Source organism: Micromonospora sp. WMMD1082, from assembly GCF_029626175.1.
GTDB lineage: Bacteria > Actinomycetota > Actinomycetes > Mycobacteriales > Micromonosporaceae > Micromonospora.
The window spans coordinates 2612820-2635333 of the sequence record NZ_JARUBM010000002.1 but is presented as its reverse complement, the minus strand read 5'-3'; the positions used below and the strand labels follow the sequence as shown (position 1 = coordinate 2635333).

Annotated in this window: 23 protein-coding genes and 1 tRNA gene; 12 read left to right on the top strand and 12 right to left on the bottom strand. The window is 71.8% G+C overall.

The window, feature by feature from the left end:
* The first annotated feature begins 19 nt into the window (after positions 1 to 19).
* A complete protein-coding gene (locus O7615_RS12140) occupies positions 20 to 1294 on the top strand; it encodes a glycosyltransferase family 4 protein (protein WP_278177565.1) in 1275 nt (424 codons plus the stop codon).
* 161 nt (positions 1295 to 1455) lie between these two features.
* Here the strand turns inward: O7615_RS12140 and O7615_RS12135 are convergent, their stop codons facing one another.
* The 4 genes from O7615_RS12135 to O7615_RS12120 all read right to left on the bottom strand — a co-directional run bounded on the left by O7615_RS12135 (position 1456) and on the right by O7615_RS12120 (position 4524).
* Entirely contained in the window at positions 1456 to 2172 is a 717-nt protein-coding gene (locus O7615_RS12135) for a CDP-alcohol phosphatidyltransferase family protein (RefSeq protein WP_278177563.1), read from the bottom strand.
* Entirely contained in the window at positions 2156 to 3223 is a 1068-nt protein-coding gene (locus tag O7615_RS12130) for an iron-containing alcohol dehydrogenase family protein (RefSeq protein WP_278177562.1), read from the bottom strand. Before O7615_RS12130 ends, O7615_RS12135 begins: the two co-directional genes overlap by 17 nt.
* Positions 3211 to 3942 carry a phosphocholine cytidylyltransferase family protein gene (locus O7615_RS12125; RefSeq protein ID WP_278182072.1) on the bottom strand — a complete coding sequence of 244 codons (732 nt, stop codon included), beginning with the start codon at positions 3940 to 3942 and terminating at the stop codon, positions 3211 to 3213. The genes O7615_RS12130 and O7615_RS12125 overlap by 13 nt, the downstream gene beginning before the upstream one ends.
* A 132-nt stretch (positions 3943 to 4074) precedes the next feature.
* Positions 4075 to 4524 carry an NUDIX domain-containing protein gene (locus O7615_RS12120; RefSeq protein WP_278177561.1) on the bottom strand — a complete coding sequence of 150 codons (450 nt, stop codon included), beginning with the start codon at positions 4522 to 4524 and terminating at the stop codon, positions 4075 to 4077.
* Positions 4525 to 4636: 112 nt separating this feature from the next.
* Between O7615_RS12120 and O7615_RS12115 the strand changes: the two genes are divergently transcribed.
* From O7615_RS12115 to corA, 3 genes are all read left to right on the top strand, one after another.
* The gene (locus O7615_RS12115; RefSeq protein ID WP_278177560.1) at positions 4637 to 5029 is read left to right on the top strand and encodes a CBS domain-containing protein; all 393 of its coding nucleotides are present in this window, start codon (positions 4637 to 4639) and stop codon (positions 5027 to 5029) included.
* Positions 5030 to 5136: 107 nt separating this feature from the next.
* Entirely contained in the window at positions 5137 to 6231 is a 1095-nt protein-coding gene (locus O7615_RS12110; protein ID WP_278177559.1) for a PLP-dependent aminotransferase family protein, read from the top strand.
* 467 nt (positions 6232 to 6698) lie between these two features.
* Entirely contained in the window at positions 6699 to 7754 is a 1056-nt protein-coding gene (corA, locus tag O7615_RS12105) for a magnesium/cobalt transporter CorA (protein WP_278182071.1), read from the top strand.
* Positions 7755 to 7883: 129 nt separating this feature from the next.
* Here corA and O7615_RS12100 read toward each other — a convergent pair whose 3' ends face one another.
* A complete protein-coding gene (locus O7615_RS12100) occupies positions 7884 to 8684 on the bottom strand; it encodes a hypothetical protein (RefSeq protein ID WP_278177558.1) in 801 nt (266 codons plus the stop codon).
* A gap of 59 nt (positions 8685 to 8743) precedes the next feature.
* On the opposite strand from O7615_RS12100, the gene O7615_RS12095 reads away from it, so the two are divergent.
* A complete protein-coding gene (locus O7615_RS12095) occupies positions 8744 to 9271 on the top strand; it encodes a peptidylprolyl isomerase (protein WP_278177557.1) in 528 nt (175 codons plus the stop codon).
* 136 nt (positions 9272 to 9407) lie between these two features.
* The gene (locus tag O7615_RS12090) at positions 9408 to 10319 is read left to right on the top strand and encodes a rhomboid family intramembrane serine protease (RefSeq protein ID WP_278177556.1); all 912 of its coding nucleotides are present in this window, start codon (positions 9408 to 9410) and stop codon (positions 10317 to 10319) included.
* Between the two features lie 80 nt (positions 10320 to 10399).
* Here O7615_RS12090 and O7615_RS12085 read toward each other — a convergent pair whose 3' ends face one another.
* Complete coding sequence (locus O7615_RS12085) at positions 10400 to 10825, bottom strand: PH domain-containing protein (RefSeq protein WP_278177555.1); 426 nt, start codon at positions 10823 to 10825, stop codon at positions 10400 to 10402.
* A gap of 183 nt (positions 10826 to 11008) precedes the next feature.
* Between O7615_RS12085 and O7615_RS12080 the strand changes: the two genes are divergently transcribed.
* Positions 11009 to 12181: an acetyl-CoA C-acyltransferase gene (locus O7615_RS12080; protein WP_278177554.1), complete on the top strand. Its 1173-nt coding sequence runs from the start codon at positions 11009 to 11011 to the stop codon at positions 12179 to 12181.
* A gap of 119 nt (positions 12182 to 12300) precedes the next feature.
* Complete coding sequence (locus O7615_RS12075; RefSeq protein WP_278177553.1) at positions 12301 to 12813, top strand: hypothetical protein; 513 nt, start codon at positions 12301 to 12303, stop codon at positions 12811 to 12813.
* Between the two features lie 76 nt (positions 12814 to 12889).
* On the opposite strand, the gene O7615_RS12070 is transcribed toward O7615_RS12075, so the two are convergent.
* Both O7615_RS12070 and O7615_RS12065 read right to left on the bottom strand, forming a co-directional pair.
* Complete coding sequence (locus O7615_RS12070) at positions 12890 to 14488, bottom strand: ricin-type beta-trefoil lectin domain protein (RefSeq protein ID WP_278177552.1); 1599 nt, start codon at positions 14486 to 14488, stop codon at positions 12890 to 12892.
* A gap of 174 nt (positions 14489 to 14662) precedes the next feature.
* Positions 14663 to 16747: a hypothetical protein gene (locus O7615_RS12065; RefSeq protein WP_278177551.1), complete on the bottom strand. Its 2085-nt coding sequence runs from the start codon at positions 16745 to 16747 to the stop codon at positions 14663 to 14665.
* 124 nt (positions 16748 to 16871) lie between these two features.
* On the opposite strand from O7615_RS12065, the gene O7615_RS12060 reads away from it, so the two are divergent.
* Positions 16872 to 17576 (top strand): glycosyltransferase family 2 protein, encoded by a 705-nt coding sequence (locus O7615_RS12060; protein WP_278177549.1) that lies wholly within the window; start codon positions 16872 to 16874, stop codon positions 17574 to 17576.
* Positions 17577 to 17590: 14 nt separating this feature from the next.
* Here the strand turns inward: O7615_RS12060 and O7615_RS12055 are convergent, their stop codons facing one another.
* Together O7615_RS12055 and O7615_RS12050 are read right to left on the bottom strand one after the other, a co-directional pair.
* On the bottom strand, positions 17591 to 18481 hold the full coding sequence (locus O7615_RS12055; RefSeq protein ID WP_278177547.1) for a transketolase: 891 nt from the start codon (positions 18479 to 18481) through the stop codon (positions 17591 to 17593).
* Between the two features lie 2 nt (positions 18482 to 18483).
* Entirely contained in the window at positions 18484 to 19224 is a 741-nt protein-coding gene (locus tag O7615_RS12050; RefSeq protein ID WP_278177545.1) for a transketolase, read from the bottom strand.
* 46 nt (positions 19225 to 19270) lie between these two features.
* Between O7615_RS12050 and soxR the strand changes: the two genes are divergently transcribed.
* Entirely contained in the window at positions 19271 to 19714 is a 444-nt protein-coding gene (gene soxR / locus O7615_RS12045; RefSeq protein ID WP_278177543.1) for a redox-sensitive transcriptional activator SoxR, read from the top strand.
* Positions 19715 to 19729: 15 nt separating this feature from the next.
* Here the strand turns inward: soxR and O7615_RS12040 are convergent, their stop codons facing one another.
* Positions 19730 to 20707 carry an NAD(P)H-quinone oxidoreductase gene (locus O7615_RS12040; protein WP_278177541.1) on the bottom strand — a complete coding sequence of 326 codons (978 nt, stop codon included), beginning with the start codon at positions 20705 to 20707 and terminating at the stop codon, positions 19730 to 19732.
* Between the two features lie 203 nt (positions 20708 to 20910).
* Between O7615_RS12040 and O7615_RS12035 the strand changes: the two genes are divergently transcribed.
* Positions 20911 to 20997: transfer RNA gene (locus O7615_RS12035), tRNA-Ser, on the top strand.
* A gap of 646 nt (positions 20998 to 21643) precedes the next feature.
* Here the strand turns inward: O7615_RS12035 and O7615_RS12030 are convergent.
* Entirely contained in the window at positions 21644 to 21802 is a 159-nt protein-coding gene (locus O7615_RS12030; protein ID WP_278177539.1) for a hypothetical protein, read from the bottom strand.
* Positions 21803 to 21952: 150 nt separating this feature from the next.
* On the opposite strand from O7615_RS12030, the gene O7615_RS12025 reads away from it, so the two are divergent.
* Entirely contained in the window at positions 21953 to 22486 is a 534-nt protein-coding gene (locus O7615_RS12025; protein ID WP_278177538.1) for a YbhB/YbcL family Raf kinase inhibitor-like protein, read from the top strand.
* The last annotated feature ends 28 nt before the right edge of the window (positions 22487 to 22514 follow it).

Below are 22514 nucleotides of genomic sequence, written 5' to 3'. Positions count from 1 at the left end.
CGAACGAAAGGCAAGCTCGGTGAGAATCGTGGTGGCGCACAACCGGTATCGGGAAGCCCAGCCCTCCGGTGAGAACACCATCGTCGACGCGGAGATCGCCCAGCTCACCGCCGCCGGGGTCCAGGTGCTGCCGTTCCTGCGCAGCTCCGACGAGATCGCGACGATGCCGAAGACGGCGAAGGCACTGCTGCCGATCTCCCCGATCTACGCGCCGCGGGCCCAGCAGGAACTGGGTCGGCTGCTCACCGAGCACCGCCCGGACGTGCTGCACCTGCACAACCCGTACCCACTGCTCTCGCCCTGGGTGGTGCGGACCGCGCACCGGCACGGCGTGCCGGTGGTGCAGACGGTGCACAACTACCGCCAGGTCTGTTCCTCCGGGCTGTACTTCCGCGACGGCATCATCTGCCAGGACTGCCGGGGGCGGGCCCTGGGCGTACCGGCGGTGGTGCATCGCTGCTACCGCGGGTCGCGGGCGCAGAGCGCGCTGATGGCCACCACCCTGGCCGTGCACCGGGGCACCTGGAAGTCGGTGGACCGGTTCATCGCCCTGACCAGCGCGGTCGCCGACCACCTGCGCGACTACGGTATCCCCGCCGAGCGGATCGTGGTCAAGCCGAACGGCATCCCCGACCCCGGCACACCCGCGCCGCTCGGTCACGGCTTCCTCTTCCTCGGCCGGCTCTCCCCGGAGAAGGGCCTCGACCTGCTGCTGGACGCCTGGCGCCGGCATCCGGACGGCGCGCTCGGGCCGCTGCGGATCGCCGGGGACGGCGAGCTGCGCCCGCTGGTCGAGGCGGCGGCGACCGAGCGGTCCGACGTCACCTACCTCGGCCCGCTGGACCGGGCGGGAGTCCGCGACGCGCTGGCGTCGAGCGCCGTGGTGCTGGCCACCTCCACCTGGCACGACGTCCTGCCCACCGTGATCATCGAGGCGCTGGCCAGCGGGCGGCCGGTGCTCGGCACCGCGCTCGGCGGCATCCCGTACCTGGTCGGCGCGGACACTCCCCGGGAACCCGCCGGCACCGGCCCGGCCGCCGTCGCCTCCGCCCCGGCCGGTGGGGAGCCGACCGTCGGAGTGAGCGCCCTGCCCACCGCGATCCTGGCCGGACAGGCCGGCTGGGTGGTGCCCCCGGAGCCGGCCGCGTTGGCCGCGGCACTGCCGGTGGCCCGGGCTGGAGCCGCGACGCTCTCCGGTGCCGCCCGGTTGAGGTACGAGCGCACCTTCCACCCCGATGTGGTCACCAAGCGGCTCATCGACGTCTACGCCGGGCTGGTGCGCACCAGCCGCTGACCCCACCGCGCCCGCGTAGCGTATCGAGGATCCCGGACACCGGTCATGATCCGCGCAGTTTCCCTGATACTGCTGCCTCGTTCCGGTCTGAGACAGCAACATCCCTGATGTTGTCCGGATCTTGGGCGTCGAGGTGCGGGGGAGTCGATCTCCTTGGGGGGTCAGCGGAGGCTGGCGCGGGCGGAGAAGGCGATGCTGGCCAGCAGGAAGCCGCCGTTGATCACCGTGAACGCCACGATCACCCAGAAGGCGAGGGCCGGGGCGAGCGCCAGCACCAGGGCGGCCACGAAGATCACCGCGCCGTAGTCGCGGACCAGCTTCACCAGGCGTACGGGCAGCGAGGTCGAGCTGACCATGCTGGCCGCGTTCGGGCCGGACTGCATCACCGAGGTGACCAGGTTGACCATCCAGGTGCCGGCGAAGGTCGCCACCAGCCAGGTCGGCGTCTCCGGGCGCTGCGCCACGGCGGTGGCGGAGAGCGCGGCGACCAGGGCGATCTGGGCGGCCACGTCGCAGAGCACGTCGACCCGGGCGCCGGCCGTGCTGCCCTGCCCGGTAACCCGGGCCAGCTGACCGTCGGCGCAGTCCAGCGCGTACGCGATCTGCCAGCCGATCAGGGCGACCAGCCCGACCACCCCGGCCGGTACGTCCCCGGCGGCGACCGGACCGGCGAGCGCGACCACGGTGACCGAGGTGGCCAGCCCGAGCAGCAGGTTGGTGACGGTCAGCACGGTCGGGCGCAGCCCGAGACGCTGGGCGACCAGCGCGAAGACCGCGCCGATCCACTGGCTCACCGACTCGCTGAACAGGCCACCACCGCGGTTCACCCGGTGGAAGTCGGCGACCGTGGGGTGGGACGGCTCAGCCAAGGTGCTCACGGAGGGCGTCAACGTAGTCTCCCAGCCGGGTACGAAGGTCGTCGTCGGACAGCGCGAGGTGTTCGAGGATCGTGTAGCGGTCCGGCCGGGTACGCGGGGCGAAGGCCACCGCCTCGACGAACTGCTCGTCGGTGAGGCCCAGGTCACCCGGCCGGGTCGACAGGCCGTGCCGGTGCAGGCAGCGGGCGAGATGGCCGAACCGCTCCAGATCGCCACGGAGGAAGGTGCAGAACAGCGCGCCGAGCCCGACCTGCTCGCCGTGCGAGCCGGTGCCCGGGTAGAGGTGGTCGATGGCGTGCGAGATCTCGTGGTCGCCGCCGCTGGCCGGGCGGCTGGAACCGCAGATCGACATCGAGATGCCGCCCAGGATCAGCGCCTCGGCCAGCGTGGTGAGGAACCCGTCCTCGGTGATCTTGCCGGGGTGGTTGACCAGCGCCTCCGCCCCGGTGCGGGCCAGCGTCACGGCGAGCCCGTCGATCGGCTCGTCGCGTACCTCGTGGGCCAGCTCCCAGTCGGCGCAGGCGCTCAGGTTGCTCACCGCGTCGCCGATGCCGGCCTGGGTCTGCCGGTCCGGCCCGTTCTCCACGAAGTCGAGGTCGACCAGGACGGCGATCGGGATGTGCACCCCGTACGAGCCCTTGCCGCCCTCGTGGGTCAGGGACGCCACCGGTGAGGCGATCCCGTCGTTGGCGAGGCTGGTCGCCACGGTGACCATCGGGATGCCGTAGCGGGTGGCGGCGTACTTGGCGGTGTCGATGGTCTTCCCGCCGCCGATGCCGACGACCGCGTCGTAGTTGCGCCGGCGCAACCGGTCACCCAGCTCGTTCGCGGAGTCGACGCTGCCGCCGGCGACGGTGAAGACGTCGGCCGACCCGAGTGAGGGCCGGCACAGGTCGACGATCTTCTCGCCCTGGCCGGGCCCGACCACCACCGCGACGTCACCGCCGCTGGAGATCCGCCGATCGGCCAGCAGCGCGCCGAGGTCGGCCACCGCGCCCCGGCGGACCTCGATCGACAGTGGCGTCGTGACGGTACGGGCTAGTAGCGGCACGCGATCTCCCGTGCCCGGGCCAGGTCGGCGTGGTTGTCGACCTCCACCCATGCCACGTCCCCGATCGGGGCGGGTCGCACCTCGCCACCACGGTCGGCGAACTCCTGGTACCCGTCCTCGTAGTAAAGGTTCGGGTCGCGCCGCCAGGTCGTCTCCAGCGCGTCGGCGAGGGGACCGGCCACCTGCGGCTCGATCAGGGTGGCCCCGATGTACTCGCCGTACGCCTCGCCCGGGTCCATCAGCTTGGTGATCCGGGTGAGCTGGCCGGCGGCGTCGAAGGTGGTCTTCATCTCCTCCTCGGCCAGCGGTTTGATGGTGTCGATCGCCAGCAGGAGGCCGGGACCGCGCTCGGCCAGCAGGGTCTTCTCCACGCTCACCGGGTGCACGGTGTCGCCGTTGACCAGCAACACCCCCCGGGAGAACCAGTCGCGGGCGAGCCAGAGGGAGTACGCGTTGTTCCACTCCTCGGCCCGGTCGTTGTGCACGAGGGTGATCGTGACGCCGTACCTGCGCTCCAGCTCGGCCTGGCGGTCGCGGACGGCGTCCGCGGCGTAGCCGACCACCACCACGACGTCGGTGAGCCCCACCTCGGCCAGGTTGCGCAGCGCGATGTCGAGGATGGTGATCTCGCCGTCCACCGGCACCAGCGCCTTCGGCAGGGTGTCGGTGTACGGGCGCAACCGGCGGCCGGCTCCAGCTGCCAGCACCATTCCGACCATGCCGGCATCAGTTCCTGTTCTCGCGGCGTTCACCGAAGGAGGATAGCGCCGCCAGCGAGGTACCTGTCACCGGTCGCCCGGCCAGGACGGTCCGGCCGGCCAGCACCGGCCGGGACGGTCATCCGGTGTGGCTCACGAACCGGTGGACCGCAGGAGGGTGAAGGCCCGCTCGGCGATCCGCCGGATCAGCCCGTCGTTGACGTCGCGGTGCTCGTCGAGCAGGTCGATGTCGTCGGGGCCGAGCCAGCGGTACTCGGTGTGCTTGCCCGCCTCCAGCACGGGCGCGGCCAGATCGCCGTCGACCCGGACCAGCCAGTCGCTCTCGATCCGGGCCAGGCCGTCGTCGCCGACGTAGTGGTACTCGCCGACCTTGGCGACCACCTCGGAGACCCGCCAGCCGGTCTCCTCGGTCACCTCCCGGCGCAGTGCGGCCTCGACGGTCTCGCCCGGTTCGAGATGGCCGCCGACGATGTCCCAGCAGTTGGGGAAGAGACGCCGGTGCGGCGAGCGGCGTTGGAAGAAGAGGCGTCCGTCGGGAGCGACGACCAGCGCTCCCGCGCAGCGCAGCGGCTCGGCGGACACGTCAAGAACACTAGCCGCCGTCGTCCGCCCGCGCCGATGTCCGGTCTTGTCCTGGAAACGTACGGCGCTCACCATTACGGGTAACCGGCAGCCGTCCCAAAGGAGTGATGTCATGCAGGTTCGGGAAGCGATGTCCAGTGAGATCCTCGTGGTCGGTCCGGAGCACACGCTCCGCCAGGCGGCGCGGATGATGTCGGAGCGTGGCATCGGTTCGGCCGTGGTGATCGACCCGGATTCCGAGGGCATCGGGATCATGACCGAACGCGACGTGCTCAACGCGATCGGAGCCGGCCTGGACTGCGACGTCGAGCGGACCGGCGCCCACCTGACCTGGGACGTGGTCTACGCCGGGCCGGAATGGACGATCGAGGAGGCGGCCGCGGCGATGGCCCGGGGCGGCTTCCGGCACCTGGTCGTCCTGGACGGCCGCGAGGTCGCCGGGGTGATCTCCGTACGCGACATCATGCGGGTGTGGGCCGCCCGCTGGATGGTCAACACCGGCTGATCCGGCGGTCCTCCTTCGACGGCGGTTCACCCGACCCGGTGGCTCAGGATGCGGACATCGCCGTGCCGTCCGCGTACGTCCCGCCGGCGCCCGTACGCTGAACAGCCATGACCGCCGAGCAGCTGATCTCCTTCGCCCGTGGCGCCCCCTCGCTGGACATCGTCGATGTCGAGGGGCTCAAGGCCGCCGCCGTCCGCGCGTTCGACGCCGACCCCGCCGGGGTCACGGCGTACGGCACCTCCGTCGGCTACGTTCCACTGCGGAAGTGGATCGCCGAGAAGCACGGGGTCGAGGCGGAGCAGGTGCTGGTCACCAACGGCTCGCTGCAGGCCGACGCCTTCCTCTTCGATCACCTGGTGCGCGCCGGCGACGCGGTGGTGGTGGAGCGTCCCACCTACGACCGCACCCTGCTCAACCTGAAGAACCTGGGCAGTGAACTGCACGCTGTCACCGTCGAGCCGGACGGCCTGGACACTGCCGAGTTCCGCAAGCTGCTGGAGACCGGGGTGCGCCCCCGGCTGGCACACGTCATCCCGAACTACCAGAACCCGGCGGGCGTGACGCTGTCCCTGGAGAAGCGCCGCGAACTGCTGGACCTGGCCGCCGAGTTCGGTTTCACGATCTTCGAGGACGACCCGTACGCCGACATCCGGTTCCGGGGCGAGGCGCTGCCGTCGATGTTGTCGATGGACACCCGCGGCGTCGTCGTGCACGCGTCCAGCTTCACCAAGACCGTCTGCCCCGGGGTGCGGGTGGGCTACCTGGTGGGCCCGGCGGACCTGATCAGGGACATCGCGAAGAACGCCACCAGTCTTTACATCTCCCCGGGAATGGTCGCGCAGGCCATCGTGCACCAGTTCTGCGTGTCGGGGGACATCGAGCGTTCGATCGAGACGGTCCGGGCGGCCCTCGGCGAGCGCGCGGGCGTGCTCGCCGAGTCGCTGCGTCGGCACATTCCCGAGGCCCGGTTCGTGGAGCCGGACGGCGGCTACTTCCTCTGGGTCGAGCTGCCCGAGGATGTCGACGTCGATCGGCTGGCCCCGGCGGCGGCCGAGCGTGGCGTCGCGGTGGTCAAGGGCAGCGATTTCGTGGTCGACGGTGGGCGGCACGCCCTCCGGCTGGCCTACTCCGCCGTCACCGCGGACCGGATCGACGAGGGTGTACGGCGTCTGGCCGAGGCGATGGCGGCGGTACGCGGCTGAATTTCTGTCGGGTTTCCGACAGAACGGCGATAGTGGCTGCCCCAGGGCTCCCGTAAGGGCGGCTCGGGGCCCACAATGCTGCGAGCGTCACTCACCACGTGTACTGGAGATCGGGCCGGCTGCGGCCGCTGCGGTCTGCGTACCGGTGCGGCCCGGCCGCCCGCGCGTTGGTGTGACGCCGCCAGCAACACCCCCCGCCCCCAACGGCGTCGGGCGGGCCGGATCGCCCCCTCACCCCCCGAAGCGGTCCGGCCCGTCCGGCGCCACCCCTGCCGCGCAGCGGCCATGATCGGTGCGGCGGCGTAACCTGCAAGCCGCAGCCGGGCGCGGGAGGGGGCGTGATGACGGAACGGACGCAGCGAGCGGGGACGACCTCGCCGGACAGCCCGTCCCGGAATGACGACCGGGCGGAATCCCCCAACGGCGGCCGGACCCTGCGGCCCCGCAACTGGTCACCGGTACGCGCGATGACGCGGCGACTCAACGCCGACGGATCCCCGCCCACCCAGACGCCGGCCGAACACCGCAGCGCGGTGGTCGACTGCGCGCTCTACCTCGACGGCCGGCGGCAGGCCGGTGACTGGGACTACGCCGGTGCGCTGGCGGCGGCCCGCGACGCCGAGACCGGCTTCGTCTGGCTCGGGCTGCACGAGCCGGAACTCGCCGAGATGACCGAGATCGCCACGACCTACGGACTGCACGAGCTGGCCGTGGAGGACGCGGTCAAGGCCCAGCAGCGTCCGAAGCTGGAGCGCTTCGGCGAGGTCAGCTTCCTGGTGCTGCGCACCGCCCGGTACTGCGAACACACCGAACTGACCGAGAACTCCGACGTCGTGGAGACCGGGCAGGTGATGCTCTTCATCGGTCCGCACTTCGTGATCAGCGTCCGGCACGGGGACGCCTGCCGTCTCGCGCCCGTACGCGAGGAGCTGGAGGCCCGGCAGGAGCTGCTGCTGAACGGCCCCTGGGCCGTCGCGTACGCGATCACCGACCGGGTCGTCGACCTCTACCTGGAGGTCGCCGACCAGCTCGAGGACGACATGGATGTGCTGGAGACGGAGGTCTTCGACCGCCAGGCCAGCGGCCGGATCCAGCGGATCTACCAGCTGAAGCGGGAGCTGGTCGAGTTCAAGCGGGCGGTGATGCCGTTGCAGCGTCCGCTGCTGGCGCTGACCACCCAGATGAACCGGGACGTGCCCAAGGAGGTACGCCGCTACTTCCGCGACGTGCAGGACCATCTCAGCCGCACCGTCGAGTTGGTCAACTCGTACGACGACCTGCTGAACTCGATCCTTCAGGCGCGGCTGGCCCAGGTGACGGTCGACCAGAACAACGACATGCGCAAGATCGCTGCCTGGGCCGCCATCGCCGCCGTGTGGACCGCGATCGCCGGCATCTACGGCATGAACTTCGACTTCATGCCCGAGCTGAAGATGACCTACGGCTACCCCGTCGTCCTGGCCCTCATGCTCGGCATCTCCCTCACCCTCTACCGCTGGTTCCGCCGCAACGACTGGCTCTAACTCCCACCCATCCCACCCCCTCCCCCTGCCTCAGGGTTGATCATGAAGTTGTTGCCACTCTCACCGGCGTGTCGCGGCAACAACTTCATGATCAACCCTGAGGCAGGGGGAGGTGGGGGAGGGTGGGTGCTAGGCGCGGGTGTTGGATTTGGTGTTGGTGGCCTTGTTGAGGTTGTCGGCGGGGCGACCGGTGCTGGTGCGGGCACCCTCGGCGACGGAGGGGACCTTGTCGGTGGGGGTGGGCTTGGGTGGTGCGGGTGGGGTGGTGGTGGAGGCGCTGTCGCCGCCGGCCACCGCCGAACTGCCCGCTCCGGTCGAGGCCTTGCCGGCGGCGACCGGGCCGGCCGTGCGTACCTCGATGGTCTCCACCTCGTCGTGCATCGGGTCGAGCGCGGCCTGCGCGTCGTACTCGGCCCACTCCTGCTGCTCGCGATGACGCCGCATGGCCATCGCGCCGGCCAGCCCGGCCACCACACCGGCGGCGAGCAACCCGGCCATCATGGGCCCGCTCCGGCGGGACTTCCTCTTCGCCTTCATCTTCTTCTTCGCCTTCCTGCTGACCTCGGCCTGCTTGGCGGCGGCGGCCTTCTTTCCCGCTACGGCCCGGCCGGCCGCCTCGGACTGCGCCTGACGCACGGCCAGGGCGAGGGGCGCGAGCGCCGCGGCCGTCGTCGCGAGGCCGCTGGACGCGCGGTCCCGGACGACGACTGCGGTCGGCGCCACGGCGCCGCGGGCCGCCTGTACGCGCGGGCCGACCGTGTCGCCGGCCCCCCTCGCCGCGTGCGTGGCGGCCTGCCGCAGGTGACCGATGCCGCGGCTCAGCTCGGCCCGGGCCAGTTGCCCCTGGGTCTTGCGCCGCCGGATTCCAAACACGGTCCCACCTCCTGGGAGTTGCTCTGTCTCATCCTCCACCTTCGGATGCCTCCGCATGTCCAGATCGGGCACATGGGAGGATCCGCATGGAACTGACCAACGAGTGAGGAGTACCCGTGGCCGAGGCTGTCTACGCCACCTTGCACACCAACGCCGGCCCGATCCGGCTGGAGCTCTTCGGCAACCACGCACCGAAGACCGTCCGCAACTTCGTCGAGCTGGCCGAGGGCACGCGCGAGTACACCGACCCGCGTACCGGGCAGCCCGGCAGTGGGCCGTACTACGACGGCACCATCTCGCACCGGGTGATCGGCGGGTTCATGATCCAGATGGGCGACCCCACCGGGACCGGTCGCGGCGGGCCGGGCTACACCTTCGCCGACGAGTTCCACCCCGAGCTGCGTTTCGACCGGCCGTACCTGCTGGCGATGGCGAACGCCGGGCCCGGCACCAACGGCTCGCAGTTCTTCATCACCGTGTCGCCGACGCCGCACCTGAACAACCGGCACACCATCTTCGGTCAGGTCGCCGACGAGCAGTCGGCGAAGGTCGTCGACACGATCGCCAACACCCCGACCGGTCCCAGCGACCGGCCGCTCCAGGACGTGGTGATCGAGCGCATCGAGATCGAGCGCTCGGCCTGACCCGTGTCGAGGTCCCGCCCGCCCCGGGGCCGGGCGCGGCGGGCGGGACAAGCCGGGGTACGCCTCGATCGGCCTGAGCGGCGGGTCGGGGTACCTTTGCTCGCATGACTGAGCGCTCGGGCATCTGGGGCCAGCGGTGAGCGAGTCCCCGCCGACCACGCCGGCCTGTTACCGCCACCCCGGCCGGGAGACGTACGTCCGGTGCACCCGATGCGACCGATCGATCTGTCCGGACTGCATGAACGAGGCGTCGGTCGGGTTCCAGTGCCCGGAGTGCGTGGCACAGGGGCGCCGGAGCGTGCGGCCGACGCGGACCGTCTTCGGTGGCGGTGACGCCGGCCGGCACGGCTACGTCACGAAGACCCTGATCGGCGTCAACCTGCTGGTGATGCTGCTCTCCATCGCCTCCGACCGGGGCGGGGACGCGGCGGCCGGCGGTGCCGGCTTCGGTGGGCTGATGGGCGGCAGCACGCCGCTGACCGAGTGGGGCGCGGTGCTGGGCCGGGCGATGTTCCTCGACGGCACCATCGGCGGGGTCGCCGAGGGCCAGTGGTACCGCCTGATCACCGCGATGTTCCTGCACTACGGCGTGGTGCACCTGCTGCTCAACATGTGGGCGCTCTGGGTGCTCGGCCGGGCGTTGGAGGGGGTGCTCGGGCCGCTGCGCTTCGGCGTGCTCTACTTCATCGCCGGCTTCGGGGGAAACGTCGCCGTCTACGTGTTCAGCGCGCCCAACCAGATGTCGGCCGGCGCATCGACCGCCGTCTTCGGTCTCTTCGCGGCCACCTTTGTGATCATGCGGCGGCTGGGCCGGGACACCTCGGCCATCGTGCCCATCCTGGTGATCAACCTGATCTTCACCTTCACCGTGCCGCAGATCTCGATCGCCGGTCACCTGGGTGGCCTGGTGTTCGGCGCGCTGATGGCCCTGGTGCTGGCCTACGCTCCCCGGTCCCGCCGGACACTGGTGCAGTTCGGCGGTGCCGGGATCATCCTGGTGGCGCTGCTCGGGCTGGCCCTGGTCCGTACCGCCACCCTGCTCGGCTGAGGCGGCGCCGGGCAACACCCCAGCCGCCCGGCACCGCCTTCAGCTGCGCCCGGCGCGGCCTTGAGCTGCCCGGCACCGCCTCAGTCGGCCGGTGGGCGGGCGGCGTGTAGCGCGTCGGCGACCTCGGCGGGATCGGCGCCGAGGTCAAGCCGGCCGAACTGGTGCAGCGAATCTCCCGTGTCGATCTCCAATGCCGGCCCGGCGAAGCCCCGCCCGCGCTGCACACGGATGGTCTGAACCGCCGACCAGGGCAGGTGCTGCCGCCGAGCCCACCCCGCCGACACGGTGATCCCGGCCACATCCACGGCGAGCCGGACCGGTGCGACCAGGTCGCGTACGCCCCAGGCGACGAGCGCCGCCGCGCCCAGCCCGCCGAGGACCGGCCGGAGCAGGTCACCGTCGGCGAGCAGCAGCCCGAGGGCGAGCAGGGCGGCCGCCGAGGCCAGCTTGACCACCGGCAGGGCCGGTGGCACCCGCCACTGTCGCGCGATCGTCTCCGCATGCACGGCACCAGCATGCCAGCGGGTCGGGAGGCCGGCATGCCGAGGAGCCGGTCCCCGCCTGCTCGGCGAGGGCGGAGGGCGGCGACCGGCCGGGCGACGAGGGTGGCCGAGGGCGAGGGCGAGGGACGGGTGGTCGGCCCGGGTGGGCGTAGGATCGGGAGTGACCCAAGTTACCGGGGAGTAGTCATGAGTGATGCGGTAATAGTCGGCGCGGTACGCACCCCGGTCGGGCGGCGCAAGGGCAGCCTGGCCACGGTCCACCCGGTGGACCTGTCGGCACACGTGCTGCGGGCCCTCGCCGAGCGCACCGGGATCGACCCGGCCCAGGTGGACGACGTGGTCTGGGGCTGCGTCTCGCAGGTGGGCGAGCAGTCGTGGAACGTCGCCCGCAACGCCGTGCTGGCCGCCGGCTGGCCCGAGTCGGTGCCCGGCACCACGCTGGACCGGCAGTGCGGCTCCAGCCAGCAGGCGCTGCACTTCGCCGCGGCCACCGTGCTCTCTGGTCAGGCGGACCTGGTCGTCGCGGGCGGTGTGGAGTCGATGACCCGGGTGCCGATGGGCTCCAGTGTGGCCGGTGGCATGCCGTTCAGCGAGCAGCTCCTGGCCCGCTACCGGGGAGTCGAGGGCGTGGCCGAGGGCTCTCCGCTGCCGTTCAACCAGGGCGTCGGCGCGGAGCTGATCGCCCAGCGCTGGCGCCTGTCCCGCAGTCAGCTCGACGAGTACGCCCTGGCCAGCCACGAGAAGGCCGCCGCCGCGCAGGACGCCGGCGCGTTCGAGGCCGAGCTTGCCCCGGTGGCGCTGGCCGACGGCGGCAAGTTCGCCGTGGACGAGGGCATCCGGCGCGACACCTCGCTGGAGAAGTTGGGCGAGCTGCCCACCCCGTTCCGCCCGGACGGCGTGGTCACCGCCGGTTCGGCCTCGCAGATCTCCGACGGTGCCGCCGCGCTCGCGGTCACCACGAGCGAGTGGGCGGGCCGGCACGGGCTGCGCCCGCTGGCCCGCATCCACACCGCCGTGGTCGCCGCCGACGACCCGGTCGTCATGCTCACCGCGCCGATCCCGGCGACGGCGAAGGCGCTGCGCCGCGCGGGGCTGGGCATCGAGGAGATCGGGGTGTACGAGGTGAACGAGGCGTTCGCCCCCGTACCGCTGGCCTGGTTGGCGGAGACCGAGGCGGACCCGGAGCGGCTCAACCCGCGCGGCGGCGCGATCGCCCTCGGGCACCCGCTCGGCGGATCCGGCGCCCGGATCATGACCACCATGCTCGCCCACATGCGGGACAACGGGATCCGCTACGGCCTCCAGACCATGTGCGAGGGCGGCGGGATGGCCAACGCGACCATCGTCGAACTCCTCTGACCGCCCGGCCCCGGACCGGGCCACCACCATCCGCCGTGGCCCGGCGCGCGTAACGTGGAATTTGCAAAAAGCATGTCCGCGAGCCACGTCACCCCACGATCGGGGTCGTTGGGCAGGTCATGGACGTCTTCTCCCGAACGTTCCTTCCGGCCGCCTCCGAGGCCGGTCTGGCGCTACAGACCGCCAGCCGGCACATGCCGGTGTTCCGTCGCTGTGTGGGTTCCGGCGACGCCACCATCCTGGTCACCCGTTGCAGCCGCCCCGACCGGCCGATCAACGGGGAGTACCTCCTCCTGCTCACCCACCGGCGGCTCGTGATCACCCGGCAGACCCGGGTGCTGCACCGGCTGCGGCTGCACCTCAACACCGAGCTGCGCGAGCTGAGCCACGTGACGTGGAGCCCCGACCCTCGACTGCACTGTGTCGAGCTGGCCGCCACCGCGATCGACGGCATCCGCGAGCGCTTCCTGATCCGCACCCAGCACGCAAAGCAGGTCTGGCAGCTGGACGCGTTGCTCAACCACGCCTTCCGCACCCGCGTCCGCAGCGCACAGCCCCGGATCGTGGCCACCGTCGGCGAGGCGCCCGCCGCCGCCCGGCCCGCCACCTTCCGGCCCGTCGTGGCCCGCTGACCGCCGGCTCGTACGACCGGGGGTGGCCCGCCGCCGCGTGATCCTGCGCGGGCGACGACGGGCCCACTACCTCCTACTAGTAAACCCGGGAACCGATGAAGTCGTCCCGCCCGTAGCCCACGGGCTGAGCGAACGACCGCGACTCGAACGACCACTGCTGCCGGGAGTTGCTGGAGCAGGTGGCCAGCCGCAGCCGGGGCGTGCCCAACAGCGGGTTGTCGAAGGCCAGGCAGAGGTTGGTGTTGCCGGCGGCCCGGAGCTGGTTGCCGGAGAGCGTGAACTTCTGGTTGGTGCCGCCGTGGCAGTCGTGGATGTTGACGGCCGTGCCCGAGGTCAGCGAGCCTCCGGAGACGTCCAGGCAGCGGTCGTGGGAGAGCTCGGAGTGCAGCGACTGCCGGGTCGGGTCGTACCAGAAGCCCTGGTTACGCCCGCCGTGGCAGCGGTACGACTGCTGCACGGTGCCGTTGCGTGAGTCGTACCCCTTGCCGTCGACGCAGGTGCCGGTGGCGGCGTTGCGTAGCTGCTTGAACTCCATCAGCCCGTTGTAGAGCACGCCGTTGCCGGTGCTGGCCGGGTCGACGCAGGTGGCCCGCTGCTGGCTGGAGGCGTAGAACTGGGTGATGCACTGGGCGAACATGCCGTGCCCCCGGTAGTTCGGGTGGAACGACTGGCGGGCCGCGTTCTCGTCCCAGATGCCGAGTTCGATGTAGAGCCCGCGGACCGAGGTGTTGTCGGTACACACCTCGTGGCCGTGGAAGAGGCGACTGGCGTCGAGGTAGCGGGTGCCGGTGTTCGCCGCCGCCGCGCGCAGCGCCGACTCGAACAGCGGTACCGCCTTGTTCCGCGCGAAGGCGGCGTCGGCGAGGTAGAGCAGGCAGCCGCCCGCGTACCAACCGGGGAAGTTGGGGTTGTCCTCCACGTCGGGGCTGCCCGGGCTGGCGTACGACATGAAGACCAGCTCGTAGTCGGAGTTCAGGTAGCCGGCGTTGGTCATGGTCAGGCGGATGTCGGTGAGCGCCTCCTCGACGGCGCGGCGGCTGCCGTCGGTGCGTACCGTCCACTGGTCGGTGTAGGTGGGCCAGCAGGGGCCCTGGAAGAGCACGCGGCGCAGCGCGCAGTCGGTGGCCACCGGGCCGAACTGGATGGTGCCGTCGCCGTTGGCACCGGCCACCACCCAGATCAGCTTGATGTGGGTGTTGCGCGCCTTGATGGCGAGATGGTCGCCCTGGTTCAGCTCGTTGTGCTGGGTCGGGCCGCCGGCGATGAGGTTCCACGGGGTCGCGCCCGAACAGGCGATGTTGTACCGCTCGTCGGCGGCGATGCCGGTACGGAACACCGCCTGGTCGTACGAGCGGTCGCACCAGTTGCCCGGCTGGTGGGTGCCGGGCACGTAGTTGCCGACCCCCTCACCGGAGATCTGGCTGTCGCCCATGGTGATCAGTGCGGTGCGGCGCTGTTCGATCGGGCGGATGCCGGGCGCACCGTAGAGGGCGGTGGCCTCGGTGGCGCGGATGGTTTCGAGGTGGGCGGGAAGCGGCTGGACGGCGGGACGGTCGGCCGCGGCGGCGGGTGGAGCCGTGGCCAGCATCGGCAGGACGAGAGCGGTGGCGAGGACGGCGACCTGGGCGAGGCGCCGTCGATGCGTCCGTTCGCGCCTGGTGTGGGTACCAGACATCGACGCACTCCTTTCCGTTCGATCGCGGGACGTCGATCGAGTTACCGGACGGTAACGCGTGCGATGGAGGTATGTGAATACCCTTCGGAATACTTGCGCGCAGCGCCGAACCGGGCCAATGGGGCAGGCCATGGCCGGTCGGACGGCCGGGAACGGGCGGGGTGGCCGGGCCGGTCAGCGCTCCCCGGGCAGGGCGTAGCCGACCTGGCTGCGGAACTCCAGCCGCCAGCCGGGTGGCACCAGGTCGGCGCAGAGCGGGCGGCTGCCCACGCAGACGATCGCGTCCAGCGACGCGGGATCGGCCGCCGGCCGATCGTCCAGGACCGACTGGAGCGCCAGCAGTTCGGTGGCCCTGCCGTCGGCGTCGCGCAGCAGCAGCCACCAGGGGTACTCCCAGTCGTCGTTGCGCTGCGAGAGCCCGATCCGGCGCGCGTCGACGGCCCGGACCGCGTCGGCCGCCCAGCGGTACTCCTCCGCCCACTGTGGACGCCGCAGGAAGCGGGTCTCCCACTCGGCCGTGGTGACGACCGATCCGGTGCCGACCAGCCGGCGCGGAAAGCCGTACGACACGGACAGCACCCCGGCCAGCGCGCAGGTCGCCAGCACCGTCACCCCGAGTGCCGCGGCGACCGACCGCCGCCCACTCGGGGTGGGCAGGCGGCGGGAGCGGCGGAAGAACGCGTCCAGCCAGAGCCCGGCCAGCGGCACCGACACGGCCAGGGCGTAGAGCACCAGGCGGTTCCCCCACGGCTGCCACTTGATCATCGCGGTGTGCAGCAGCACCGCGGTCACCACGACCAGGGCGTACCCGCGCAGCACCGCCGCCGAGTCCGGGCTGATCCGCGCCGGTCGGCGCAGCGCCGCCACGGCACCGATCAGCGCCAGCGCGCCGGCCAGCGGAAAGGCCGCCCGATCCTCGTCGGGGTACCAGGACGGCACCGGAAAGGTCTCCTGCCCGAAGGTGATCGCCCGGTCCTGCGGGTCCACCCCGACCAGCCGGGCCACCCCGACGATCGCCTCGGCGCCAACCTGACGGAGCGGGGCCAGCGGGGTGTCCAGCGCGGTGTGTCCGATGCGGAGCGCGTTCACCAGCACCGACGGCGGATCGTGCCGCTCCATCGGCACCGACTCGCGCAGCCGGTCCGGCCCGAGCGGGTGGCCGAACTCGGCGTACACCCGGCCCAGGAACGGGCCGACCACCGTGACGGCCACCAGCAGGATCAGCACCGACGCGCCGACGGTACGGGCGACCCCGGCGAGCGGGATCCGGCGGCGGGCGGCGGGCCGGTCGGCGTACGCCAGGCGGAGCTGGCCCAGCCCCCAGAGCACCAGCAGCGGGCCCACCGCGAGCAGGCCGCTGGTCTTGGTCAGGGCGGTGAGCCCGGTCGCCGCGCCGAGAGCGAGCAGGTCACCGACGCCGGCGCGTCGACGCAGGCCGTCCAGGGCGAGGGTTGCCGTGCAGGTCACCCAGGCGGCGCAGACCAGATCCGTCTGGGTGCTGGTCGCCTGGAGAGTGACCATCGGCGTGGTGGCCAGCACGAACACGGTGAGCAGTTGGGCCCGCCGGCCACCGCCGAGCTGGGCGGTCACCCGGGAGACCGCCAGCAGGCAGCCGACCCCGGCGGCCCACTGGACCAGGTTGTACAGCGCGTCCCCGCCGGTGAACAACCGCAGGTGCAGGAGGAGATACTCCGCACCCGGCGGGATGGTCACCTGCCGGTGGATCGCGGTGGCCCAGAACACCAGGTCGCCCTGGGCCACCCAGCGTTCCACCTTCGGCAGGTGGTACGTCTGCGAGTCGAAGTTGTTCGGCGCGGCCAGCAGCGCGATCAGCAGCTCGGCCAGGAGCAGCCCGCCGACCGTGCCGGCGAGCAGCCGCTCGCCCCGGCTCGCCGTACGCCAGAAACCGCGCCAGCCGCGGCCGGTCGGCCCCTCCGCCGCGGCGTCCGCACTGGACGACGGCGCCGTCCCGTCCCGGCGCTGGCGTGCGGCCTCGCGACGGCGGCGCCACCCGGCGGCCAGCGCCGCGACCGCGAGGAAGAGCAGCCAGGCCACGGCGAACGCGGGCGCGGTCAGCAGCCGTAGCGCCCCCAGCACCTCGACGGTCAGCACCGCGAACGCACCCACGGCGAGCGCCGCCCGGATCACGGCGAGCCGCCGTGGGGCCGTAACGTCCACGGCACGCGGCCGTAACGCCACGGTGAGCAGGGCGAGCGCGGCGACGGGAGCCAGGACGAGCGGGAAGCCGGCGGCCGACATGGCCGGAAGTAAACACCATCGGCCTGGGCGCCCGGACCTCGATCTCCGTCGGTGGTCGCCGCCCCGGGGCTGACCTGCCGGGCTAGGCTATGGCCGACATACTGCCGCCCTCGTGGAGAATCCCGTGAAGCTGTCGATCCTCATGCCGGTCTACAACGAGGAAGAACGCATCGCGGATGCCCTGAAGCAGGCGTTGGCGGTGGAGTATCCGTGCGAGATCGAGCTGGTGGTGGTCGACGACGGCAGCCGCGACGGCACCGGGGAGATCCTCGGTCGGGTCGACGACGCGCGGCTGCGTGTGATCACCCACCAGCGCAACGCGGGCAAGGGCGCGGCCATCCGGACGGCGGTGGCCAACGCCGAGGGCGAATACATGGTCATCCTCGACGCCGACCTGGAGTACGACCCGCAGGACATCCCCAAGCTGCTCGCACCGGTGCTGGACGGCCGGGCGACGGTGGTCTACGGCAACCGGACCTTCGGCAGCCACAGCGCCTACAGCTTCTGGTACGTGATGGGCAACAAGGGCGTCACCATGGTGGCGAACGTGCTGTTCAACTCGTACATCGGTGACCTGGAGACCTGCTTCAAGCTGATGCCGGTCGCGCTCTACCGCTCGCTGGACGTCCGCTCCCGGGGCTTCGGCATGGAGGCGGAGGTGACCGGCAAGCTGCTGCGCCGCCGGATCCGGCCGTACGAGGTGCCGATCAGCTACCGGGCCCGGGGGCGCGAGGAGGGCAAGAAGATCACCTGGCGGGACGGCGTCGAGGCGCTCTGGATCCTCGGCCGCGAGCGCACCCGACGCCACCGCGTCGCGCCGACGCGCTGACCGCCGCGCGGCGATCAGACCAGCGCCGGTGACAGGAAGTTGGTGACCGAGCGGCGCAGCCCCGTCGCGTCCAGCCCGTGCCACCGGGTGTGGTCCTCGGCCGAGCCGTAGCGCCGCAGCTCATCTCGCCCCACCCCGAGCGCCATCAGCCGGTGCGGCCGGTCGGCCAGCGCCGCCGTGACCACCCGGGCCGAGGTGCCCGCCAGGTAGGGCTCGACCAGGATCACCTCGCTGTCGGCGAGCGCCCGCAGGCCGGCGGTGTCGAACGGGCGCGGCCGATGGGTGTACGCCACGGTCACCGGTAGGCCCGAGGTCGCGTCGAGGGCCGCGTCCAGCACCGGGCCGACGGCGACCAGCAGCGCCGCGCCCGGCCCCGCGTCCCGTACCACCGCGAGCGCGCCGTCGCCGCCGTGCGGTCCGGCGTTGCTCAGCGTCGACAGCCGCAGGTACGCCGAACCGTCGGCGGCCACCGCCCCGCGCAGCAACGCCGGCACCTCGGCGGCGTGTCCGGGAACGTGCACCGTCCAGCCGGGCAGGGTGTCGATCAGCGCGATGTCGGCCGGGCCGAGATGGGTGCGGCCCGCCGCCGCCCGGTCGTACGAGGCACCCACGCTGACCAGCACCGCGCTCACCCCCTGGTGGTCGAGGTCGAGCTTGATCTGCTCGTACGCCCGCTCGACGAGGAACGGCGCGTAGCTGTGCACGATCGGCCGCAGCCCGGTCAGCGCCAGCCCGCCGGCCACCCCCAGCATCAGCTGCTCCCGGATGCCGACGTTGAGCACCCGGTCCGGGTGCCGCCGGGCGGCCGGGGCGAACGCGGCGGCGGAGATGTCGGCAAGCACCAGGGCGGTACGCGGGTCCTCGGCCAGCAGCGCGGTGGTGGTGTCGACGAAGCTCTCCCGCATGATCATCTCCCCTGCTCGATGACCGCGACGACGAGGTGCGGCCGGTGACCGTGGTGCCCGGTCAGGGCGGTGTGCAGGGCGGCGTGGTCCCGCCCGTCGACCGTGGCGGCGGTCCACCCGTTGACGGTGAACCGGGTGGCCAGTCCGCCCGGCCAACCGTGCGTGGCGGAGGAGTTGTCCACCACGATCGCGGTCAGGTTGGCCAGGCCGGCGGCACCGGCGTACGCGATCGCCTCGTGGTTCGAGCCCTCGTCCAGTTCGGCGTCGCCGAGCAGGACGTACACCCGGGGGTCGAGCAGGCCCTGCGCGCGGAGCCCGTGCGCGGTGCCGACGGCCAGGCCGAGGCCGTGCCCGAGCGAGCCGGAGCCGATCTCCACTCCGGGCACCAGCGTCCGGTCCGGGTGGTCGCCGAGCCGGCTGCCCGGCCCGCCCTGGTCGTCCAGCCAGTCGGGTGGGACGAAGCCCTTCGCGGCGAGCACCGCGTAGTAGCCGGCGACCGCGTGTCCCTTGGAGAGCAGGAACCGGTCCCGGTCGGGGTCGTCGACGGTGGCGGGGCTGATCCGCAGGATCCGGTCGTAGAGCACCCAGAGCACGTCGAGGGTCGAGTGGACGTTGGGGCCGAACTCCCGGCCGGCGCGGACCCGCTCCAGCAGCGGGGCGAGCGGCGGAGCGGCCGGAGGCCGGCCGTCGAGCGGTGCGGCGGCCTCGGCGATGCGGGTCGTGGTGGTGGCGAGTCTGGTCATGCGGATAGCCTGCAAGTTGAAGCGAGGTTCAACTCAAGGCGACGTGATGCAGGAAGCGCTCACCATCGGTCAACTCGCCGCCCGCAGCGGGGTGGCGCAGTCCGCCCTGCGCTACTACGAGCGGCTGGGGCTGATCCGGGCCGAGCGGACCAGCGGCAACCAGCGCCGCTACCACCGGGGTGAGCTGCGCCGGGTGGCGTTCGTCCGGATCGCGCAGCAGGTCGGCATCTCGCTGGAGGAGATCCGGGCCGCGCTGGACTCGCTGCCCGCCTCCCGTACGCCCACCGCCGACGACTGGGCGCGGCTCTCCACCGCCTGGCGGGCCCGGCTGGACGAGAAGATCCGGCTGATGAGCCGGCTCCGCGACGACCTCGACGGCTGCATCGGCTGCGGCTGTCTCTCGCTGCGCCGCTGCACCCTCTACAACCCCGGGGACACCCTGGCCGGCGAGGGCCCCGGCGCCCGGCTCACCCTGCCGCGAGAGGACTGACCCCGCCGGTACGCCTCACCCGACGGTCAGCAGCACCTTGCCGACGTGTTCGTTCGACTCGACCAGCCGGTGCGCGTCGGCCGCCTCGGTGATCGGCAGCCGCCGGTCGACGACCGGGCGCACCCGGCCCGCCTCGACCAGCGGCCAGACCTGCTCCCGAACGCCCCGCACGATCGCGGCCTTCTGCTCCAGCGGGCGGGAGCGCAGCGCGGTGGCCGCGACCGTGCCACGCTTGGCCAGCAGCGCGCCGAGATCCAGCTCACCCCTGCGCCCGCCCTGCATGCCGATCACCACCAACCGCCCGTCGGCGGCCAGCGCGGCGACGTTCCGGCCCAGGTACGACGCGCCCATGATGTCGAGGACGACGTCCGCGCCCCGCCCGTCGGTGACCCTGCGGACCTCCTCGACGAAGTCCTGCTCCCGATAATCGACCAGGTGGTCGGCCCCCAACTCGCGCAACCGGTGATGCTTGCCCGCCCGCGCGGTCGCCACCACGGTCGCGTCGAGCGCGGCACCGAGCTGGATCGCGAACGTGCCGATCCCGCTGCCGCCGCCGTGCACCAACAGCGTCTCGCCCGCCGCCAGCCGGGCCACCTGCACTACGTTCGACCAGACCGTGCACGCCACCTCCGGCAGGGCGGCGGCGTCGACCAGGTCGACCCCGGCCGGCACCGGCAGCAACTGCCCGGCGGGCACGACCACCCGCTCGGCGTACCCGCCGCCGGCCAGCAGCGCGCAGACCTGGTCGCCCACCCGGACGCCGGTCACGCCCGGACCGGTCGCGCTCACCACACCCGAACATTCCAACCCGAGGTACGCGGGCGCACCCGGCGGCGGCGGATAGTGCCCCTGCCGTTGCAGCAGATCGGCCCGGTTCACCGCAGTGGCCCGAACCTCCAACACCACCTCACCCTGACCCGCCTCCGGCTCCGGCACCTCGCTCCACGTCAGCACGTCGGGTCCGCCGGGCTCCAGCACGGTGATCGCACGCATAACCCCAGTCATACCCGATCCGCGTGCCCGGGCCGCCCCAACCCGTTGATCATCAAGTTGGCGGGCGGTTTGATCTCTAAAACTGCTGCTAACCTCGTGATCAACGTTGTGGGCGGATCGCGCCGGCCGGGGGCGGGTGGCTCGGGCCGTCGGCGATGCACGGGGCGTGGCAGACTATGCACGGCCGCGCGCCGCGCGGCCCGGGAGGGTTCGCCTAGTGGCCGATGGCGCTGGTCTTGAAAACCGGTAAGGCAGCGATGTCTTCGTGGGTTCGAATCCCACACCCTCCGCCCACCTGGACAGCACGACGCCCCTGACCAGCGCGAACGCTGATCAGGGGCGAGCCATGAGGGACACGGCCAACCTTGCCGTGGGCGGGGAGGACCTAGTGCCTCGTCTTTGCACGTTGACCGTGCAACTCGGGCACTGCGCGTATGCCTGACAGCTATCCGGCGCAGACACATGGTGGTGTCGGGCGGCTGGACATGCGCGGCTGCCCGTTGGACGACCAGCAGTTGGGCTCGCCCTGGCCAAGCCCTGCCCGACGCGGGCCCTGTTCTCGAAGGATGAGATGCGGATGTGAGATCTTGGACAGTTTCCGTTCTGCGCTAACGGGAACTGTCCAAGATCTGGACCGGATGCCGTAGCCGGCCCCGGATTGCCCGTTCAAGGTGGCATGACGGGGCACTAGCAAGCGCGAACGCTGTCGAGGGACCTTCGGGGATACAAACGGGTCCCAGCGAAAACCTGACGTTGTCGCTGGACAAGCGGCGGCGGGCGTCGTCCTGGGTCGGCACCGCGAGAGCACGTGCGAGGTCTGCATGCCGGGAGGCTGCCCGTAGCTGGAGTGGGCGGGGCCGGTGGTGGAGGCATGGGAGCGGGAGTGGGCGACGATAGCCGACGAGGCGGCGCGGTCGAGGTGACCCAGCTTCCGTCTCAGTCGTCTTCCGGTGGGTGTTTTCGTTGGTCCTCGCGGATCTTCTCGTCGGCGAGCTTCTCCAGCGCCCGTCGGCGTTCGTCGCGTAGCGCCCCTTCGTCACGCCGGCGCACGGCGTCGACGATGGCGGTGATGAAGTCGCGCCAGACCCCGGCCAAGGAACTCCTTCGGTAGATGATTGCAGGGTGACAACCCCCGTGAGCGGCTTTCGGTTACGGCGGACGCGGGGCCGGATTTCTCGAATGACAGCGCGTTACAGGGTATGAAGGGGGCGCAGAAGACCACTTCCCCCGGAAGGACCTGTGTCGATGACCCTGGAACGACCCATCGCTCCGGACCCGTACGAGCTGCTGCCGACCGTCGCCTCCTTCACGCTGACCAGCGAAGATGTGCGCAACGGTGAGCCGATGGACGCGGCGCACGCGCACGGCAGCACCGGTGGCGACAACGTGTCACCGCAGCTGGCCTGGTCGGGTTTCCCGGCGGAGACCAAGGGCTTCGTGGTGACGTGTTTCGACCCCGACGCGCCGACCGGCAGCGGGTTCTGGCACTGGGTGCTGGTCAACCTGCCGGCCGACGTGACGGAACTGCCGCGCGGCGCTTCCGGCGACGATCTGCGCGGCGCGTTCACCGTGCGCAACGACTACGGAGAGCACGGCTTCGGTGGCGCCGCGCCACCGCCCGGTGACCGTCCGCACCGGTACGTCTTCGCGGTGCATGCCCTCGACGTGGAGCGCCTCGACGTCACCCCGGACGCGACGCCCGCCTATGTGGGCTTCAACCTTGCCTTCCACACCCTGGCGAGGGCTACCACCCGCCCCACCTATCAGGTCACCCCCTGACAGAGAGGTTCGGGCCGGCATCCCACCG

Bases quoted from the DNA above. Each gene is read 5' to 3' on its own strand.
- O7615_RS12125 (WP_278182072.1), bottom strand. From the start codon at position 3,942: ATGGTCGGAATGGTGCTGGCAGCTGGAGCCGGCCGCCGGTTGCGCCCG.
- O7615_RS12115 (WP_278177560.1), top strand. From the start codon at position 4,637: ATGCAGGTTCGGGAAGCGATGTCCAGTGAGATCCTCGTGGTCGGTCCG.
- O7615_RS12110 (WP_278177559.1), top strand. From the start codon at position 5,137: ATGACCGCCGAGCAGCTGATCTCCTTCGCCCGTGGCGCCCCCTCGCTG.
- corA (WP_278182071.1), top strand. From the start codon at position 6,699: ATGACGCGGCGACTCAACGCCGACGGATCCCCGCCCACCCAGACGCCG.
- O7615_RS12100 (WP_278177558.1), bottom strand. From the start codon at position 8,684: ATGCGGAGGCATCCGAAGGTGGAGGATGAGACAGAGCAACTCCCAGGA.
- O7615_RS12080 (WP_278177554.1), top strand. From the start codon at position 11,009: ATGAGTGATGCGGTAATAGTCGGCGCGGTACGCACCCCGGTCGGGCGG.
- O7615_RS12075 (WP_278177553.1), top strand. From the start codon at position 12,301: ATGGACGTCTTCTCCCGAACGTTCCTTCCGGCCGCCTCCGAGGCCGGT.
- O7615_RS12070 (WP_278177552.1), bottom strand. From the start codon at position 14,488: ATGTCTGGTACCCACACCAGGCGCGAACGGACGCATCGACGGCGCCTC.
- O7615_RS12065 (WP_278177551.1), bottom strand. From the start codon at position 16,747: ATGTCGGCCGCCGGCTTCCCGCTCGTCCTGGCTCCCGTCGCCGCGCTC.
- O7615_RS12055 (WP_278177547.1), bottom strand. From the start codon at position 18,481: ATGCGGGAGAGCTTCGTCGACACCACCACCGCGCTGCTGGCCGAGGAC.
- O7615_RS12050 (WP_278177545.1), bottom strand. From the start codon at position 19,224: ATGACCAGACTCGCCACCACCACGACCCGCATCGCCGAGGCCGCCGCA.
- soxR (WP_278177543.1), top strand. From the start codon at position 19,271: ATGCAGGAAGCGCTCACCATCGGTCAACTCGCCGCCCGCAGCGGGGTG.
- O7615_RS12040 (WP_278177541.1), bottom strand. From the start codon at position 20,707: ATGCGTGCGATCACCGTGCTGGAGCCCGGCGGACCCGACGTGCTGACG.
- O7615_RS12025 (WP_278177538.1), top strand. From the start codon at position 21,953: ATGACCCTGGAACGACCCATCGCTCCGGACCCGTACGAGCTGCTGCCG.